Annotated in this window: 14 protein-coding genes; 3 read left to right on the top strand and 11 right to left on the bottom strand. The window is 66.3% G+C overall.

All coding sequences use genetic code 11. The annotated features are described in order from the left end of the window. Positions 1-27: 27 nt before the first annotated feature. From IVB50_RS10825 to IVB50_RS10840, 4 genes are all read right to left on the bottom strand, one after another. Positions 28-2,253 carry a PAS domain-containing hybrid sensor histidine kinase/response regulator gene (locus IVB50_RS10825; RefSeq protein WP_247295826.1) on the bottom strand — a complete coding sequence of 742 codons (2,226 nt, stop codon included), beginning with the start codon at positions 2,251-2,253 and terminating at the stop codon, positions 28-30. 140 nt (positions 2,254-2,393) lie between these two features. After that, entirely contained in the window at positions 2,394-2,861 is a 468-nt protein-coding gene (locus IVB50_RS10830; RefSeq protein WP_085349256.1) for a hypothetical protein, read from the bottom strand. Between the two features lie 119 nt (positions 2,862-2,980). Then, complete coding sequence (locus IVB50_RS10835; RefSeq protein WP_018459621.1) at positions 2,981-3,322, bottom strand: hypothetical protein; 342 nt, start codon at positions 3,320-3,322, stop codon at positions 2,981-2,983. Positions 3,323-3,377: 55 nt separating this feature from the next. Beyond that, positions 3,378-4,916, bottom strand: a complete 1,539-nt coding sequence (locus IVB50_RS10840) for a YifB family Mg chelatase-like AAA ATPase (RefSeq protein ID WP_085359551.1) — start codon at positions 4,914-4,916, stop codon at positions 3,378-3,380. Between the two features lie 228 nt (positions 4,917-5,144). Between IVB50_RS10840 and IVB50_RS10845 the strand changes: the two genes are divergently transcribed. Further along, a complete protein-coding gene (locus tag IVB50_RS10845; RefSeq protein WP_007598461.1) occupies positions 5,145-5,390 on the top strand; it encodes a PilZ domain-containing protein in 246 nt (81 codons plus the stop codon). An 80-nt stretch (positions 5,391-5,470) separates the two neighbouring features. Then, positions 5,471-6,256 carry a tetratricopeptide repeat protein gene (locus IVB50_RS10850; protein WP_018459619.1) on the top strand — a complete coding sequence of 262 codons (786 nt, stop codon included), beginning with the start codon at positions 5,471-5,473 and terminating at the stop codon, positions 6,254-6,256. A 69-nt stretch (positions 6,257-6,325) separates the two neighbouring features. On the opposite strand, the gene IVB50_RS10855 is transcribed toward IVB50_RS10850, so the two are convergent. The 7 genes from IVB50_RS10855 to rsmI all read right to left on the bottom strand — a co-directional run bounded on the left by IVB50_RS10855 (position 6,326) and on the right by rsmI (position 13,393). After that, a complete protein-coding gene (locus IVB50_RS10855; RefSeq protein ID WP_247295828.1) occupies positions 6,326-7,615 on the bottom strand; it encodes an AAA family ATPase in 1,290 nt (429 codons plus the stop codon). Further along, complete coding sequence (locus IVB50_RS10860) at positions 7,612-8,346, bottom strand: pilus assembly protein CpaD (RefSeq protein WP_018459617.1); 735 nt, start codon at positions 8,344-8,346, stop codon at positions 7,612-7,614. The genes IVB50_RS10855 and IVB50_RS10860 overlap by 4 nt, the downstream gene beginning before the upstream one ends. A 57-nt stretch (positions 8,347-8,403) precedes the next feature. After that, positions 8,404-9,921: a type II and III secretion system protein family protein gene (locus tag IVB50_RS10865; protein WP_026233853.1), complete on the bottom strand. Its 1,518-nt coding sequence runs from the start codon at positions 9,919-9,921 to the stop codon at positions 8,404-8,406. Positions 9,922-9,931: 10 nt separating this feature from the next. Next, positions 9,932-10,735 (bottom strand): Flp pilus assembly protein CpaB, encoded by an 804-nt coding sequence (cpaB, locus tag IVB50_RS10870; protein WP_018459615.1) that lies wholly within the window; start codon positions 10,733-10,735, stop codon positions 9,932-9,934. 364 nt (positions 10,736-11,099) lie between these two features. Next, positions 11,100-12,044 carry a glutathione synthase gene (gene gshB, locus IVB50_RS10875; protein WP_018459614.1) on the bottom strand — a complete coding sequence of 315 codons (945 nt, stop codon included), beginning with the start codon at positions 12,042-12,044 and terminating at the stop codon, positions 11,100-11,102. 10 nt (positions 12,045-12,054) lie between these two features. Continuing rightward, a complete protein-coding gene (locus IVB50_RS10880; RefSeq protein ID WP_018459613.1) occupies positions 12,055-12,456 on the bottom strand; it encodes a YraN family protein in 402 nt (133 codons plus the stop codon). Beyond that, positions 12,443-13,393 (bottom strand): 16S rRNA (cytidine(1402)-2'-O)-methyltransferase, encoded by a 951-nt coding sequence (gene rsmI / locus IVB50_RS10885; protein ID WP_247295830.1) that lies wholly within the window; start codon positions 13,391-13,393, stop codon positions 12,443-12,445. Before rsmI ends, IVB50_RS10880 begins: the two co-directional genes overlap by 14 nt. 408 nt (positions 13,394-13,801) lie before the next feature. Between rsmI and IVB50_RS10890 the strand changes: the two genes are divergently transcribed. Then, positions 13,802-14,992 carry a penicillin-binding protein activator gene (locus tag IVB50_RS10890; protein WP_247295832.1) on the top strand — a complete coding sequence of 397 codons (1,191 nt, stop codon included), beginning with the start codon at positions 13,802-13,804 and terminating at the stop codon, positions 14,990-14,992. Positions 14,993-15,019 lie beyond the last annotated feature (27 nt).

Consider the following 15,019-nt stretch of genomic DNA (forward strand, 5'->3'; position numbering starts at 1 on the left):
CGAGATCAGGTTCCTATGAAATCCGAATCAAACCGCGAGCTGCCGCGCCGCCGCCAGTCCGGCCAGCGCCTCTTCCAGCTTCTCGCGATCGAGCGGCTTGATCAGAAACCCGTTCATGCCCGCTTCAAAGCAGGCGTAGCGATCTTCCACCAGCGTATTGGCGGTGAGCGCGAGGATCGGCGTGTGATGGCCGCCTCTAGCTGCCTCATGCGCACGGATTCGCTTTGTCGTTTCGATGCCGTCAAGCTGCGGCATCTGGATGTCCATCAGCACCAGATCATAGGGCGTGCCGGCCGATGCCGCGCCGAGCCAGGATTCCAGCGCGGCCTCGCCATTGATCGCGATGACGACGCGGTGGCCGAGTTTCGTCAGCAGCGAGCGCATCAACAGCGCGTTGATCTCGTTGTCCTCGGCGACGAGAACCGACAGGCCTTTCGCCGGTACCGCGGCGGTGGATGGGGCCGAGGGCTCCGGCGCGAGATCGGGCGAGGCGACCTCCGGGGGTAGCGTGAGGCGTGCGGCGAGCGAGGCCGCGCGCAGCGGCTTCACCAGGAAGCCCGTGAAGGCCGGCGAAAGTTTCTCGTGGCGCGAGCCGGACGTCAGCAGCACGAGGCGTTGCGTCGCATGACTGCGTGCGGCTTCGCCGAGGCGGTCGGCGGTGGCAGCGCCGAGCGCGCGATCGATCAGGACCGAATGCCATGAGCGTTCCGGCAGCAGCGCTTCCGCCACCGCGACGTCCGTCACCATGCAGGTCTGGCCGCCCCAGCGCTCCAGCCGGCGCGCGATCAAGGAGGCCTCGATGCCGTCGGCGATCAGCAGGATCGACTTGCCGGTGAGATCGGGGACGGGGAACGCCGTCTGTTCTGCGCCAGCGTGCGCTGGCGCGAGCGGAATCGCGACCTCGAAGGTCGAACCCTTGCCCGGCTCGCTCGTGAGCGTGATGCGGCCGCCCATGCGCTTGACGATGCGCTCGCTGATGGCGAGACCGAGGCCGGTGCCGCCATAGGTGCGGGCGACGCGTTCGTCGGCCTGCTCGAATTCGCGGAAGATGCGCTGTTGCGCGTCGGCTGCGATGCCGATGCCGGTGTCGCGCACCAGAAAACTGATCTCGTTCGGCCAGATGCCGAGCTCGACGATCAGCGCGACGCCGCCGCTCGCAGTGAACTTGACGGCGTTGCCGGCGAGGTTGAGCAGCACCTGGCGCAGCCGCGCGGCGTCGCCGACCACTTCGAGCGGCAGCCGCTCGTCGACATAGGCGGCGATCTCGAGCTGCTTCGCCTGCGCGCGCGGCGCGAGCAGCTCGGTGATGTCCTCGATCAGGGCCGAGAGCGAAAAGGGACGCTGCTCGAGATCGAGCTTGCCGGCTTCGATCTTGGAATAGTCGAGCAACTCCTCGATCAGCGCCATCAGCGCTTCGCCGGAGGTCTTCACGGCCTTGGCGTAGGTCGACTGCTCAGGCGTCAGCGTGGTGTCGAGCAGCAGCCCGCCCATACCGATGATGCCGTTCAGCGGCGTGCGGATCTCGTGCGACGCCATCGCCAGGAAGCGCGATTTGGCCCGGTTGGCGGCGTCGGCCTGATCGCGGGCGTCGGACAGCGCGCGCTCGGTCTCGGTGCGGTCGGTGACGTCGCGTCCGACGCTCTGCAATTCGGCGGGCTGGCCGGCGTCGAGGCGAACATAGCCTTCGCGCCAGGCGATCCAGCGCGCGCCGAGCGGGGTTGTGATCTTCTGGTCGTGAATGCGCGTGCCGTTGCTCTCGCGGGCGCTGTCGCCCTGCTCCAGCACGGCGAAATCAAAGCGCGTGCCGACCAGCGCGCCGCGCGCCTGTCCGGCAAGCGCGCAATAGGCGTCGTTGGCGAAGGTGATGCAGCCATTTGTGTCGCGCAGCACGATCAGATCGCCCTGCTGTTCGAACAGGCTGCGGGCGCGTTCTTCCGCTTCCTTCAGCTCCCAATTGCGGTCGATCAGCGTTTCGTTGTGGGCAGCCAGCGCCCGCATCCGCTTGTTGACGAAGCGCAGGCGCATGCTGAGCGTGGCGAGGCCGAGGCAGGCGAGCGCGAACAGGAAGCTGACGCCGATCGCAAATGCATTGGGATCGTAGCCGGACGTCTCGGACCGGCTGCCGGAGACAAACCCATAGGCGCCGCCGAAGGTCGCCGAGAAGATCATGAAGGAGCGGATCGCAAAGGCGATTCGGGGGTGCTGTCGCCTGAAGCGGCGCATGCGCACCTTGATCCGGAACGTCCGACCCATCGCCACCGACCCGACTGTTTTCTTAAAACGCTACGCTCGCTGTAAACGACGATGTGCCGCCGACCTTGCGAACAGTTTGAGGCCCTGCGACCGCCTCCAAACAGGGTTGACGAGGCGTTAACGGCGCAAAGCGACGCGGCTCAAAGCGAGGCGGCCTGGAGACGGCGGTGGCCGCCGCGGGCGCCGACGATCAGCGCCGCCGCCTCGCGCTGCGAGAAGGTTTTCGAGCGCACATAGACACGGTAATCCGCCGGCCCCTCGGTGGAGAGATAGATCACCTGACCGCCGTCGACGGGCTGCGCGGCAATCGAGATCAGGCGAGTCGAGGGGTTGGCCTGGCAGGACTCCGATTCCGAGCCGAGGCCGTCGTCGACGACGGCGAAGTCGGCCGCGTCCGCATCCTCGGTGATCTGAACCCGCACCGTGGCGCGCGCGGGATCATCGGTGAAGGCGACATGCACGCCGGCGGTCCAGAACAGCGACGTCAGCTCGACCGAGGTGTCGCCGAGGGCGATGCAGGGATGCGAGACCGATCCGATCTCGCTTCGGGCAAACACCGCGGCCGCCAACAGGGGAACAACCGACGCCAGGATCTTGAAACGCAACATGACGCGCTACTCGCCGGGCCCGGTACGGGGAACTGATGGGCCTTATGGTTTGCAGAGCGTAAAGGAAACTCGTTACCGCCGGGTTGATGCCGGTATCCGGGGATGAGGATCTCAGTCGGTCAGGCGCTTCTGTTCGTTTTTCGCTCGACTTCAGTGAGAACCAAATAGCTGTTTTTGCCGAAGCTGATCGCCCACAGCGCCGCCCAGGCACCCCACCTGTTCCTGACCTCGATCTCGACGGTTTGGCCGGGAGTGGTGCGAACGACGAGCGGCTGGCTCCTGCCCCAATCAATGGTCGCCTCGATCGTGCAGGCGCCGGCCGGCAGCGTGATCTCCAACACGCCGTTGCGCGCAAGCTTCCCAACGCTGGTCCCGTTGACCCACAGCTCGTATGACCTCAGCCAATCAGCGTATTGGGACGCACGAACAAATCTGATGGTGCAGGCATTGGCGTCGGTCATAGCTTCACTCTCGGGGAACGTGCTGTTCGTCAGGAAGATGCCGCGGGCGTATCGGTCAGGCGATCTGGCGCACATCCTCCGCGAGTGCGCGGTAGGACAAGGCCTCGGCGAGATGCAGCCGGCCGATCCTGTCCGCATGATCGAGATCGGCCAGCGTGCGCGCCACCCGCAACACGCGGTGATAGCCGCGCGCCGACAGCCGCATGGTCTCGGCGGCGTCGCGCAGCAGCTTCTGGCCTTGCGCATCCGGTTTGGCAATCTCCTCCAGCACCGAGGCCGGCGCTTCGGCATTGGTGCGAACCTTCGGCAGGCCGGCGTCCGCGTAGCGGGCGAGCTGGATATCCCGCGCCGCCGCCACGCGCGCGGCGACTTCGGCCGAGCCCTCTGCGGGCGGCGGCAGGATCAAATCGGCCGCGGTCACCGCGGGAACCTCGATGCGCAAATCGATGCGGTCCATCAGCGGCCCCGAGATGCGGGCCTGGTAGTCGCCCGTGCAGCGATCGATGCGGCCGCGCTTGCAGGCATAGCCGGGCTCGAACGCATTGCCGCAGCGGCAGGGATTCATCGCCGCGACCAGCATGAAGCGTGCGGGATAGGTGACGCGGTGATTGGCGCGGGACACCGAGACCTCGCCGTTCTCCAGCGGCTGGCGCAGCGAATCCAGCACGCGCGGATCGAATTCGGGGAGCTCGTCGAGGAACAGCACGCCCTGATGCGCGAGCGAGATCTCGCCGGGCCGGGCGCGCATGCCGCCGCCGGTGAGCGCAGCCATGCTGGCGGAATGATGCGGCGAGCGAAACGGCCGCCGCGCCGTCAGTGCGCCGCCCTCGATCTCGCCGGCAACAGAGGCGATCATCGAGACCTCGAGCAACTCGCCCGGTGACAGCGGCGGCAGGATCGAGGGCAGGCGTGCCGCCAGCATCGATTTGCCGGCGCCGGGCGCGCCGATCATCAGCAGGTGATGGCCGCCGGCGGCCGCGATCTCCAGCGCCCGCTTGGCGCTCTCCTGGCCCTTGATGTCGCGCAGGTCGAGCGGCGAGCTTGCTGCTTCATGCACCTTCGGCACAGGCCGCGACAGCACCTGCGTTCCCTTGAAATGGTTGGCTATCTGGATCAGCGAACTTGCGGCGATGATCTGGATGTCCGGGCTCGCCCATGCCGCTTCCGAGCCGCAAGCCGCCGGACAAATCAGCCCCTCCTCGCGCACATTGGCGCCGATCGCGGCGGGAAGAACACCGGCGACCGGCGCGATCGATCCGTCGAGGCCAAGCTCGCCCAGAACGGTGAAGCCGGACAGCGCATCCGGAGGGATCGCGCCGATCGCCCCCATCAGGCCGAGCGCGATCGGCAGGTCATAATGGCTGCCCTCCTTGGGCAAATCGGCGGGCGCGAGATTGACGGTGATCCGCCGCGCCGGCAGCGCCAGCCCCGAGGCGATCAGCGCCGAGCGGACCCGCTCGCGCGCCTCCGACACCGCCTTGTCCGGGAGACCGACGATCGCGAAGGCCGGCAGACCGGGCGCGACCTGCACCTGCACGTCGACCGCGCGGGCCTCGATCCCCTCAAAGGCGACGGTAGAAACCCGCTGAACCATGCCCGAACCAGCCTGCCCTTTTGCACAATTAGGGGTAGCAGAGCGGGCCAATTCTTGCAAGAACAATACAGGAACGGGTCGAGGGGCGCCGGAAGGTCCTAACCAATCGTAAACACGACGAAGACACTACGCCTCGAATGCAAGCTGCTCTGCTCAGCACATTCCAACGAATGTCCGCTACTCCTAGGGGTGCGGGATGGGCCGTGGTCTAACGGGTGAACAATTCAAATGCTTGCAAATCGCCGGAGAAGCGAACGACGGATGTGCACGCGGCTCGCCAAGATTCATTTTGGCGCGGGTTCGCTGCCGCGGGACTGCACGATCACGGATATTTCGGATGGCGGCGTGAAAGTCGTGGCGGAATTTCTGGAAGTGCCGCCGCAATTCACCATCATCTTCGCGCCCGACTATTCCCGGCAGTGCCGCCTGCGCTGGCGCATCGGCTGCGAGTTCGGCGCTGAATTCACCGACTGAGCTTTCGGAAGCGCCCCGCCTTAACGGGACTTTAGCGTTAATCGGTAAGCATCTCTGATCAGTCGCCGAGTGATCAGAGTATGTCCAAGCGTTTGTCCGTCGCCTCTCTTCCGGCGAGATATCTGTTTTCCGCGCTTCTGATCCTGGCCCTCGGCGGCTGTCAGACAACCGGCATCGAGGACATCACCGGCGCGCTCGGCGGAAAGTCGGACACGGCTGGCAGGGCCGAGGCCAAGCCGGACGTGAAGCCGGACATGGATGCGCTGCGCGAGCGCTATCGCGCCAAGCCTGGCGATCCCAACGTCGCGCTCGAATACGGCAAGGCGTTGCGCCAGACCGGCCAGCGCGCGCAGGCGCTCGCGGTGCTGGAGCAGGCCGTGCTCGCCCATTCCAGCAACAAGGCGCTGCTCGCCGGCTACGGCCGTGCGCTCGCCGACAGCGGCAGTTTCCAGCAGGCGTTCGACGTCCTCGGCCGCGCGCATTCGCCCGAGGATCCCGACTGGCATATCCTGTCGGCGCAAGGCGCCGCGCTCGATCAGCTCGGTCGCAACGAGGAGGCGCAGCAATATTACGCCGCCGCGCTGAAGATCGTGCCGGACGAGCCGTCGGTGCTGTCCAATCTCGGACTGTCCTACATGCTGCAGAACAATCTGCCGCGGGCTGAGGAAACGATGCGCCGGGCGCACGAGCGCAATCCCGCCGATTTCCGCGTGCGCGCCAATCTCGCGCTCGTGCTGGGACTCGAAGGAAAGCAGGCCGAGGCCGAAGCCATCGTGAAGGCGGACCTGCCGCCGGATCAGGCGGCGGCCAAGGTCACGGCGCTGCGGCAGTTGCTGGTGAAGAAGCAGCAGCGGGCGGAGAAGTAACTCGCTCGCGCGCGTCAGGATGCCGTGTCAGGAAGCCTTGGTCCGAACGCCTTGCTCAGAACGCCTTGCTCAGGATGCCTTGCGATGCGGGGCTGACCCGCGACCCGACCTGCCCTTCAGCTTCTTCAGCAGCGGCCCGAGCAGCGAGCGCTTCGGCTTCTTCACTTCGCCCCGCCCGGCGAGGCGGTTCGCCATGTTCTGGAACAGCTCGGTGGTGCGGTGGCTCTTGGAGACCTCCGCGATCATCTGGCCGTTGTTGGCCGCGGTCGAGAACAGCTTCGAATCGAACGGGATCACCGCGATCGGCTGGCTCTCCATGGTCTTGGCGAAGGCCTTGACCTCGATCTCCGCCCGCTTGGGCATGCCGACCTGGTTGATGCAGTAGAGCGGCGGCCGGTCGTTCGGCCGCGCCGCCTTCAAGACGTTCAGCATGTTCTTGGTGTTGCGCAGGTTCGCAAGATCGGGCTCGGCCACGATGACGATGTCGTCCGCGTTGACCAGCGCGCGACGGGTCCAGCCCGACCATTGATGGGGAACATCGAGCACGATGCAGGGCGTGGCCATGCGCAGCGTGTCGAACACCGCGTCAAAGGCCTCCGCGCCGAAATCGTAGACGCGGTCAAGGGTGGCGGGCGCAGCAAGCAGGCTGAGACGCTCGGTGCATTTGGAGAGCAGACGCTCTATCAGGGCCGTGTCCGGCCGATCCTGCGACAGCACCGCATTGGCGATGCCTTGCACCGGGTCCTGGTTGTAGTCGAGACCCGCGGTGCCGAAGGCGAGGTCGAGATCGATCACGACGGAATCGAGCGCGAGGTCGCGGGCGATGGTCCAGGCCACATTGTGCGCGACGGTGGAGGCACCGACACCGCCCTTGGCCCCGACCACCGCGATGACGCGGCCGGTGATGATGGTTTCGGACGCCGAGAACAGGCTGCAGATCGAGCGGACGACGTCGAGCGTTTCGACCGGTCCCACCACATAGTCGTTGACGCCGCGGCGGACCAACTCGCGATAGGGCGCGGTGTCGTTGGGATTGCCGATCACGACCACACGGGTGCCGGGATCGCAGACGCCGGCGAGGTCGTCGAGGCCCTCGAGGATGTCGCGGGTGCCGTCGGATTCGATCACGATGACGTTCGGCGTCGGCATCGTTTCATAGACTTCGATTGCCGCCGCGAGGCCACCGTCCTTGGCCGTGAGATGCGCCTTGGCGAGACGGCGATCCTGCCCGGCCGCGGTCACCGCGGCGAGCGTCTGCGCGGTCTCGCAAAAGGCTTGCACGGAGATGCGAGGAACCGGCGCAATGTGTTCCTCGGGGTGCTGCGGATCGTCCGCTTCTTCGTCGTGGACGCGTGTCATCTGCCTGTATCGCTGAGTTTGGCCTTGTCGGCGTCTGGATTGCTGCTCGCGATCGGCGTGCCCTTGCGATAGCGCTCGAAGGCCATGTCACGCCGTGCGTTATAGACCGGCGTCTCGGACCGCGGCTGCTCCAGGTCGGCCGGATTGTCGATCATGGCCGCGAGGTTGCGCTGGCTGGCGCAGCCCAGATTGAAATAGGGCCGGTTCTCGTTGTAGCCGGGGTCGAGGATGGAGGGGCCGATATCTTCCGGCCACAGCCCGCAGGGGCCGGCGACCGCGGCGATCCGGGAATAGCTCAGGCGGATGGTGGGCAGCAGCCCTGGATCCTCGGGCCGATAGGGATGCTGGACGATGGCACGCGATGGCACGCCGACGGATGCGAGCACGGAACGGATCTCGTGATAGGTCGCCGCCGCCGCGCGCGAATTCGCCGCGTTGACCGGGACGTCGACCACGACCGAGCCGGTGCCTTCGCGCACCCAGTCCCGGGCAATGCCGGCGACGTCCGCGTGCTGCGCGGCCGAGAGGCCGCCGCGAGCCTTGCCGACGAAGATCACGATCGACTTCTTGGCTTCCTCGACCGCGATCGGGTGACGCTGGCGATAGTCGGTCGGCACCGTCTGGGTGACGATCTCGCCGGTGGTGTTGCAGGCGCCCAGCATGACGGAGAGCCCCGTCAGTGCCAGCGCGACGCTCAACCCGCGACGTCGATCGGCCATGGTCTTCGTCATCGCTTCATCCCCTCGTGCCCCGTCTCTTGCCCCGTTCCCCAACCTGTCCGTTCGTCGTCAGTCGATGATGAAGCCGAAATCGCCGGGCGTGCCCGCGATCGGATCGACGCGGCGCGCGACGCCATAGAGGCGGTTCATGCGACCGAGCAGCGCCGTCTGGGCGTCAGACGCCGGGGCGAAGCCGTCGTCGGGGCGGGACAGCTCCTTCTGAGCCACCGCGCGCACCACATAGGGCGTCACGATCACCATCAGCTCGGTTTCGTTGTTGACGAAGTCCTGGCTGCGGAACAGCGCGCCGATGATCGGCACCTGGTCGACGCCGGGCAGGCCGTTGATCGCCTGTTTGGTCTGCTGCTGGATCAGGCCGGCCATGGCCATCGAGCCGCCCGAGGGAATTTCCAGCGTCGTTTCGGCGCGGCGGGTCTGGATCGAGGGGATGGTGATCGAGTTGGTCGAGCTCGACGACAGCGCCTGGGTCACCGTGATGGCGCTTTGGTTCGACAGCTCGGACACCTCGGTCATCACCCGCAGGCTGATCCGTCCCTCGCTCAGCACGACCGGGGTGAAGTTCAGGGAGATGCCGAACTTCTTGTAGGTGATCTGGGTGGTGCAAACGTGGGTGACGGGATCGCAGGCATAGCCCGAGGGAATGGGGAATTCGCCGCCGGCGATGAAGGTGGCGGATTCGCCGGAGATCGCGGTCAGGCTCGGCTCGGCGAGCGTGCGCATGACACCGGCACTTTCCATCGCGCGCATCGTGGCGCTGACGGTCGCGAAGCCTTTGGTGAGACCGGCGACACCTAATCCGTTGTTGCTGACGATCGGTCCGCCGCTGACCGAGAACGGGTTGGAATTGTTGAAGTTCACCACCGCGGTGCCGGCGTTCAGACTGGCGCTGAGATCGACGCCCAACTGCTTGACGATATCGCGGCGCACTTCGCCGACGACGACCTTGAGCATCACCTGGTCGCGGCCGCGCACGATGATGTTATTGACCACCTTGTCGGAGCCGCCGACCAGTTTCGCGGCGACGTCGCCGGCCTGCTGGGCCTCGACCGGGCTCGATACCGAGCCTGTCAGCATCACGCTGTCGCCGACGCCTTCGATCTGCACGCCCGGCAGCGACTGGCGCAGCGCCGTGCGCATGCCGTTGAGATCGCGCTTCACCGCGATATCGTAGGCGGCGACCTGCTGGCCGTCTGCGGCGAAGAACACGACGTTGGTCTGGCCGACCTGTCCGCCGATGATATAGGCGCGTTGGGCCGAGCGGATCACGGCATTGGCGATCTTGGGATCGGCGACCAGCACGTCCTTGACGTCGCGCGGCAGGTCGATGACGGCGGACTTGCCGACGCCGAGCGACAGGAAGCGCGTCTTCGCCGGCGCGATCGTCCCGACCGGCGAAACATCGAGATCGGCTGCCTGCATCGGCGCCTGGTCGCCGACCGGCGCATCTGCGGCGCTGACGACATCGGGGGCTGCGAGGAGCCCCAGGGTCAGCATCGTCCCCGTCCAGAACGAGCGCGCGCGATTCCCCCGAATGCGCATGCCCGTCCGATCATCCCCGTAGTTCATCATGTCCCCATCACTTCTGTGACGTCAGTTGCCGCGCCTGTACGCCGTAGCGGATCACGTTGACCCCGCCGGACCGCTTGCTCGCCTGGTCCTCGGGCGTGCTGTCGACCGAGTTGGCATCGACGATGCTGCGCAGCGCGAGTGTCAGCGTGCCGCCCTGGCGCGCTGCCGATAGCGCGGCGACCTGGTCGGGTTTAAGCTCGAGCGTGACGGTCCTGCCGACGACGGCGTTCTGGCCGTCCTTTTCCTTCGGCGCCTGGTCGATCGCGAGCACGCGGATATTGGTCAGGATCGCTTCGGATAGGATGAGGTCGTTACCGGCGGCCCCGTCAGGATTCTTCAGGCGGCGGGTCAGCATGATGTCGACGCGGTCATTCGGCAGGATGAAGCCGCCGGCGGCAGTCTCGGCTGAAATCTCGGTGGAGACGGCGCGCATGCCCGACGGCAGGATCGCGGCCATGAAGCCGGAGCCGTCGGCCCTGACCAGCTTCTGCTCGCGGATTGGCTCGCCCTGCATCAACGGCACGCGTGCGATCGAGCCTGCAATCTGGATCTGCGCCTCGGGCCTGTTGTCGCGGCGGATGAAGGCGCTGCTCGCGGTCGCCGCCGGCCAGAGCTGCCATTGCAGGTCCTCGGGCTTCACGGCTTGACCGAGCTGGATGTCGTTCTTGGCGACCAGGACCTCGACCGTCGGCAGCTTCTCGGCGACGGGGAGAACGGGCGCGGGCTTGTTGTCATAGCCGCTCGCCAGATACGCAGCGACGCCGCCGGCGCCCAGTGCGATGACGAGAACGACAATGCGTGCGGTGTTCATACGCTTCTACTCTACGCGGGGCACTCGAACCGCACCTGGCGGGCTCCCCGACATCGATGAGTAGGCAGCAAAAGTATAAGCGGTGTTGCGAGGCCGAATGTGATCGACGGCCGCGCTGTGGTCTTTCGGCAGATGGTGAACGTCGCGTTAGCCGGTCGGCCACCGGCCCCGTAGTTTCACGCAGTGCGGCCACTGCGTTCGAATGATGCGCGCGGCGTCATGGTGAATGGGTGGTTAGTGGTGTGTGGGGTGATGCCGCGCATGCATTACGTAGCCTGGATGGAGCGAAGCGCAATCCGGGGCCGCTGAACATGATGTGGCATCCCGGATTTCGCTGCGCTCCATCCGGGCTACGGGCCGGCGGCTACTTCGCGCGCTTTTGCTCGATCACGTCCCAGAGCTTTGCGGCAACGTCCGGTCCGCCGAGCCGCGCGATGGCGCGGATGCCGGTCGGCGAGGTCACGTTGATCTCGGTGAGGTTGCCGTTGATGACGTCGATGCCGACGAACAACAGCCCGCGCTCGCGCAGCGCCGGGCCGACGGTAGCGCAGATCTCGCGCTCGCGCGGCGTGAGCTCGGTCTCCTGCGCAGCGCCGCCGCGCACCATGTTGGAGCGGAGGTCGTCGGCGGCCGGGACACGATTCACCGCGCCCGCGAACTCGCCGTTGATCAGGATGATGCGCTTGTCGCCGTGCTTCACCTCGGGGATGAACTGCTGGATCACCCAGGCTTCCTTGAATGTCACCGAGAACATGTCGAACAGCGAGCCGAAATTCATGTCCTGCGGCATCACGCGGAACACCGCAGCGCCGCCATGGCCGTGCAGCGGCTTCATGACGACGGCGCCATGCCTGTCGCGAAAGGCGTTGATCTCGTCGAGATCGCGCGAGATCAGCGTCGGCGGCATCAGCTGCGGGAAGTTCATCACGAACAGCTTTTCCGGCGCGTTGCGCACCGATGCGGGGTCATTGACGACGAGTGTCTTCGGATGGATGCGTTCGAGAAGGTGCGTCGAGGTGATGTAGGCGAGGTCGAACGGCGGATCCTGGCGCAGCAACACCACGTCGAAGCTGTTGAGCGCCTCGCGCCTGGGTTCGCCCAGGGTGAAATGATTGCCGGGCTCGTCGCGCACGGTGAGCAGCTGAACCGGAGCGACGATTTCCTCGCCGACCATCGAGAGCTTGTCGGGCGTGTAATAGGACAGGCCGTGGCCGCGCTTCTGCGCCTCCAGGAGCAGCGCAAAGGTGGAATCGCCCTTGATGTTGATGCGGGCGATGGGGTCCATCTGGACGGCGACGTTCAGTTTCATGGTCTGCCTTTCAGGTCGAGGCGTCGAATGCCGCCAACACATGGCGTGGAAGTCGTTTCGGCGCAATCAGCATGGCATCGAATCGCATTTCAAATTCCGCATGCTCGGGATGCGCGACGAGCCAGCCTTGCGCGGCATCGATGATGCGCTGCTGCTGGCGCGGCGTCACGGCGAAGGCGGCGTCGTCCAGCGTCGCGCGCGCCTTGACCTCGACGAAGGCGATCAAATTGCGGCGGCGCGCCACGATGTCGATCTCGCCATGCGGCGTGCGGTAACGTTTGGCGAGGATGCGGTAGCCCTTGGCCATGAGATAAGCCGCAGCGCGGCTTTCCGCAGAGATGCCGGTGTGGAACGCGGCGACGCGCTCGGGCGAGGCGATTTTCGGTTCCGACGGGACGTCAGTCTTCGCCATCGCCGCCCCGCAGATCTTTGGCAAGCTCAAGCGCGCGGGCATAGACCTCGCGGCGCGGCCGGCCCGAGAGGGCGACCGCATGCGCCACCGCATCCTTGACGCTGTTCGCGGCAAGCTGCTCACGCAGGACGTCGTCGAGCGCATCCGATGTCAGCATCTCGGCATCCGCCGCAGGCGGAGCGATCACCAGCACGAATTCGCCGCGCGTCTCCAGCGTGTCGGCATCGCGCGCCAGCTCACGCAGCGTCGCGCGCGAAATCTGCTCGTGCAGTTTGGTCAGCTCGCGGCAAATCGCGGCTTCCCGGGTCCCCATGATCTCGGCGAGCTCGGCGAGCGTGTCCTGCACGCGGTTGCCGGAATCGAACATCACCAGCGTCGCATCGATGCGCGCAAGCTCGGCCACGCGCGACTTTCGCGCGGCGGATTTCGAAGGCAGAAAGCCTTCGAAGAAGAAGCGGTCGGTCGGCAGCGCTGCGACCGATAGCGCCGCCAGCACCGAGGACGGGCCGGGCAGCGCGTAGACCGCGTGGCCGGCGGCGCAGACCTCGCGCACCAGCTTGTAGCCGGGGTCCGAGATCAACGGCGTGCCGGCATCCGACACCAGCGCGATCGAGCCGCCCTGCGAAAGCCGCTCCAGGATCTTCGGACGGGCCGCTTCAGCGTTGTGCTCGTGATACTGCTTGAGCTGCGCAGAGATGTTGTAGCGCTCGGTCAGACGCCGCGTGATGCGGGTGTCCTCGCAGGCGATGACGTCGACCCCGGCGAGGGTCTGCAGCGCCCGCAGCGTGATGTCACCGAGATTGCCGATGGGGGTCGCCACCAGGTGCAGGCCAGGCGCGGCCTTCGGCGCGACAAGCCGATGGGCGTCGACGGAGAAACCGCGCGAGGCGGCCTCCGTCGTCTCAGGTGTGTTTGTCGGGGACGGCTTTGCGCGCATAATCAGACGAACTTAGGTATGATCCCCGGGGCTGGGAACCGGTCCCCGGAAAAAGATCGTGCCTGGGCGAGGCAAGGGGCGAGGCAGGACTGGAATGTGATCCATTCGGCATCACATTCCCCAGGGAATGAAGCGTCAGCGCCATATTCGCGGCGGAAACGCCGCCTTGATGCTGGGTGACGGACGGCGGACAGCTAGCCAGAACTTGAAAGGAAGCCGCGTTAAGCGGGCATTATCCTTTTGTTTGAGTTAACTATTTGCCGACAATATGCCTGAATCCATGGCCGGTGTCGTGGAAAGAATGTCGTGACCGGCTGGCGACGGTCGGTCGGAAGAGAAACTGTCATGACGGGCCCACGTGATCCCAGATCCTCCTTTTCGGAGCAGTCTCCCGTTCAGGGGCCCCTGATGTCAGGGGCGACGCGGCGAAGCGCGCTCGGTCTGTTGCTCGGCGCGCCGCTGCTGTCGGCCTGCGCCGGCGTGCAGCAGAGCCTGAGCCAGTTCTCCAATCCGTTCAGCAGTTCCTCCCCGCCTCCGGCCCAGCCGGCCGGCCCGCCGCAACAGGCGACGACCGCCGGCACCGGCGGGGTGAAGGTTGCCGTGATCCTGCCGCTGTCGGCATCTGGCAATGCCGGCCTTGCCGCGCAGTCGATGCGCAACGCCGCCGAGATGGCGCTGGCCGAGTTCCAGAATCCCAACATCCAGCTCCTGATCAAGGACGACAATGGTAGCCCGCAGGGCGCGCAGGCCAGTGCGCAGCAGGCGGTCGATGAGGGCGCCGAGATCATCCTGGGGCCGCTATTCGCGCAGTCGGTGCCTGCGGTGGCGCAGATCGCGCGCACGCGCGGCATCCCGGTGATGGCGTTCTCGACCGATTCCAGCATCGCCGGCCGCGGTGTCTATCTGCTGAGCTTCCTGCCGGAGTCCGACGTCAACCGCATCGTCGAATATTCCGCCAGCATCGGGAAGCGCTCCGTCGCCGTGCTCGTGCCCGACAATGCCTATGGCAATGTGGTCGAGGCCGCGGTGAAGGCGGCGGTGCCGCGCCGCGGAGGGCGCATCGTCGCGTTCGAGAAATACGGCGCCGATCGCGCCACGCCGGTCCGGACCGTGGCGCAGCAGCTCGGCAGCGCCGATGCGCTGTTCATCGCCGATGATGGCGACGCCGTCGTCTCGGTCGCCGATGCGATGAGCGCGGCGGGTGCGAATCTGCGCAATATCCAGCTGCTCGGCACCGGCCTGTGGGACAGTCCGGCCGTCTATGCCAGCTCCAACTTGCAAGGCGGCCTCTACGCCGCGCCGGACCCGGCCGGCTTCCGCGCCTTCTCCGGCCGCTATCGCACCAAATATGGCGCCGAGCCCGTGCGCACCGCCACGCTTGCCTATGATGCGGTCGCCCTGGTGGCCGCGCTGGCGCGTACGCAGGGCACGACGCGCTTTTCGTCGGACGTGCTCACCAATCCCTCCGGCTTTGCCGGCATCGACGGCCTGTTCCGCTTTCGCGCCGACGGCACCAATGAGCGGGGCTTGGCGGTGATGAAGGTCACGACCGGCGGCGGCGTTGCGGTCGCGGGCTCGCCGAAGAGCTTTGGGGCGTAGCTGTTTCCTCGACGTCGTCCTGGCTTT

The sequence above is a fragment of the Bradyrhizobium sp. 87 genome, assembly GCF_023073015.1.
Classification (GTDB): Bacteria; Pseudomonadota; Alphaproteobacteria; order Rhizobiales; family Xanthobacteraceae; genus Bradyrhizobium; species Bradyrhizobium canariense_D.

What these genes read in the sequence shown, in the direction of transcription:
- IVB50_RS10845 (WP_007598461.1), top strand. Translation starts at nt 5,145, where the DNA reads ATGCTTGCAAATCGCCGGAGAAGCGAACGACGGATGTGCACGCGGCTC.
- IVB50_RS10860 (WP_018459617.1), bottom strand. Translation starts at nt 8,346, where the DNA reads ATGACGAAGACCATGGCCGATCGACGTCGCGGGTTGAGCGTCGCGCTG.
- cpaB (WP_018459615.1), bottom strand. Translation starts at nt 10,735, where the DNA reads ATGAACACCGCACGCATTGTCGTTCTCGTCATCGCACTGGGCGCCGGC.
- IVB50_RS10865 (WP_026233853.1), bottom strand. Translation starts at nt 9,921, where the DNA reads ATGAACTACGGGGATGATCGGACGGGCATGCGCATTCGGGGGAATCGC.
- IVB50_RS10855 (WP_247295828.1), bottom strand. Translation starts at nt 7,615, where the DNA reads ATGACACGCGTCCACGACGAAGAAGCGGACGATCCGCAGCACCCCGAG.
- IVB50_RS10880 (WP_018459613.1), bottom strand. Translation starts at nt 12,456, where the DNA reads ATGGCGAAGACTGACGTCCCGTCGGAACCGAAAATCGCCTCGCCCGAG.
- gshB (WP_018459614.1), bottom strand. Translation starts at nt 12,044, where the DNA reads ATGAAACTGAACGTCGCCGTCCAGATGGACCCCATCGCCCGCATCAAC.
- IVB50_RS10890 (WP_247295832.1), top strand. Translation starts at nt 13,802, where the DNA reads ATGTCAGGGGCGACGCGGCGAAGCGCGCTCGGTCTGTTGCTCGGCGCG.
- IVB50_RS10830 (WP_085349256.1), bottom strand. Translation starts at nt 2,861, where the DNA reads ATGTTGCGTTTCAAGATCCTGGCGTCGGTTGTTCCCCTGTTGGCGGCC.
- IVB50_RS10850 (WP_018459619.1), top strand. Translation starts at nt 5,471, where the DNA reads ATGTCCAAGCGTTTGTCCGTCGCCTCTCTTCCGGCGAGATATCTGTTT.
- IVB50_RS10840 (WP_085359551.1), bottom strand. Translation starts at nt 4,916, where the DNA reads ATGGTTCAGCGGGTTTCTACCGTCGCCTTTGAGGGGATCGAGGCCCGC.
- IVB50_RS10825 (WP_247295826.1), bottom strand. Translation starts at nt 2,253, where the DNA reads ATGGGTCGGACGTTCCGGATCAAGGTGCGCATGCGCCGCTTCAGGCGA.
- IVB50_RS10835 (WP_018459621.1), bottom strand. Translation starts at nt 3,322, where the DNA reads ATGACCGACGCCAATGCCTGCACCATCAGATTTGTTCGTGCGTCCCAA.
- rsmI (WP_247295830.1), bottom strand. Translation starts at nt 13,393, where the DNA reads ATGCGCGCAAAGCCGTCCCCGACAAACACACCTGAGACGACGGAGGCC.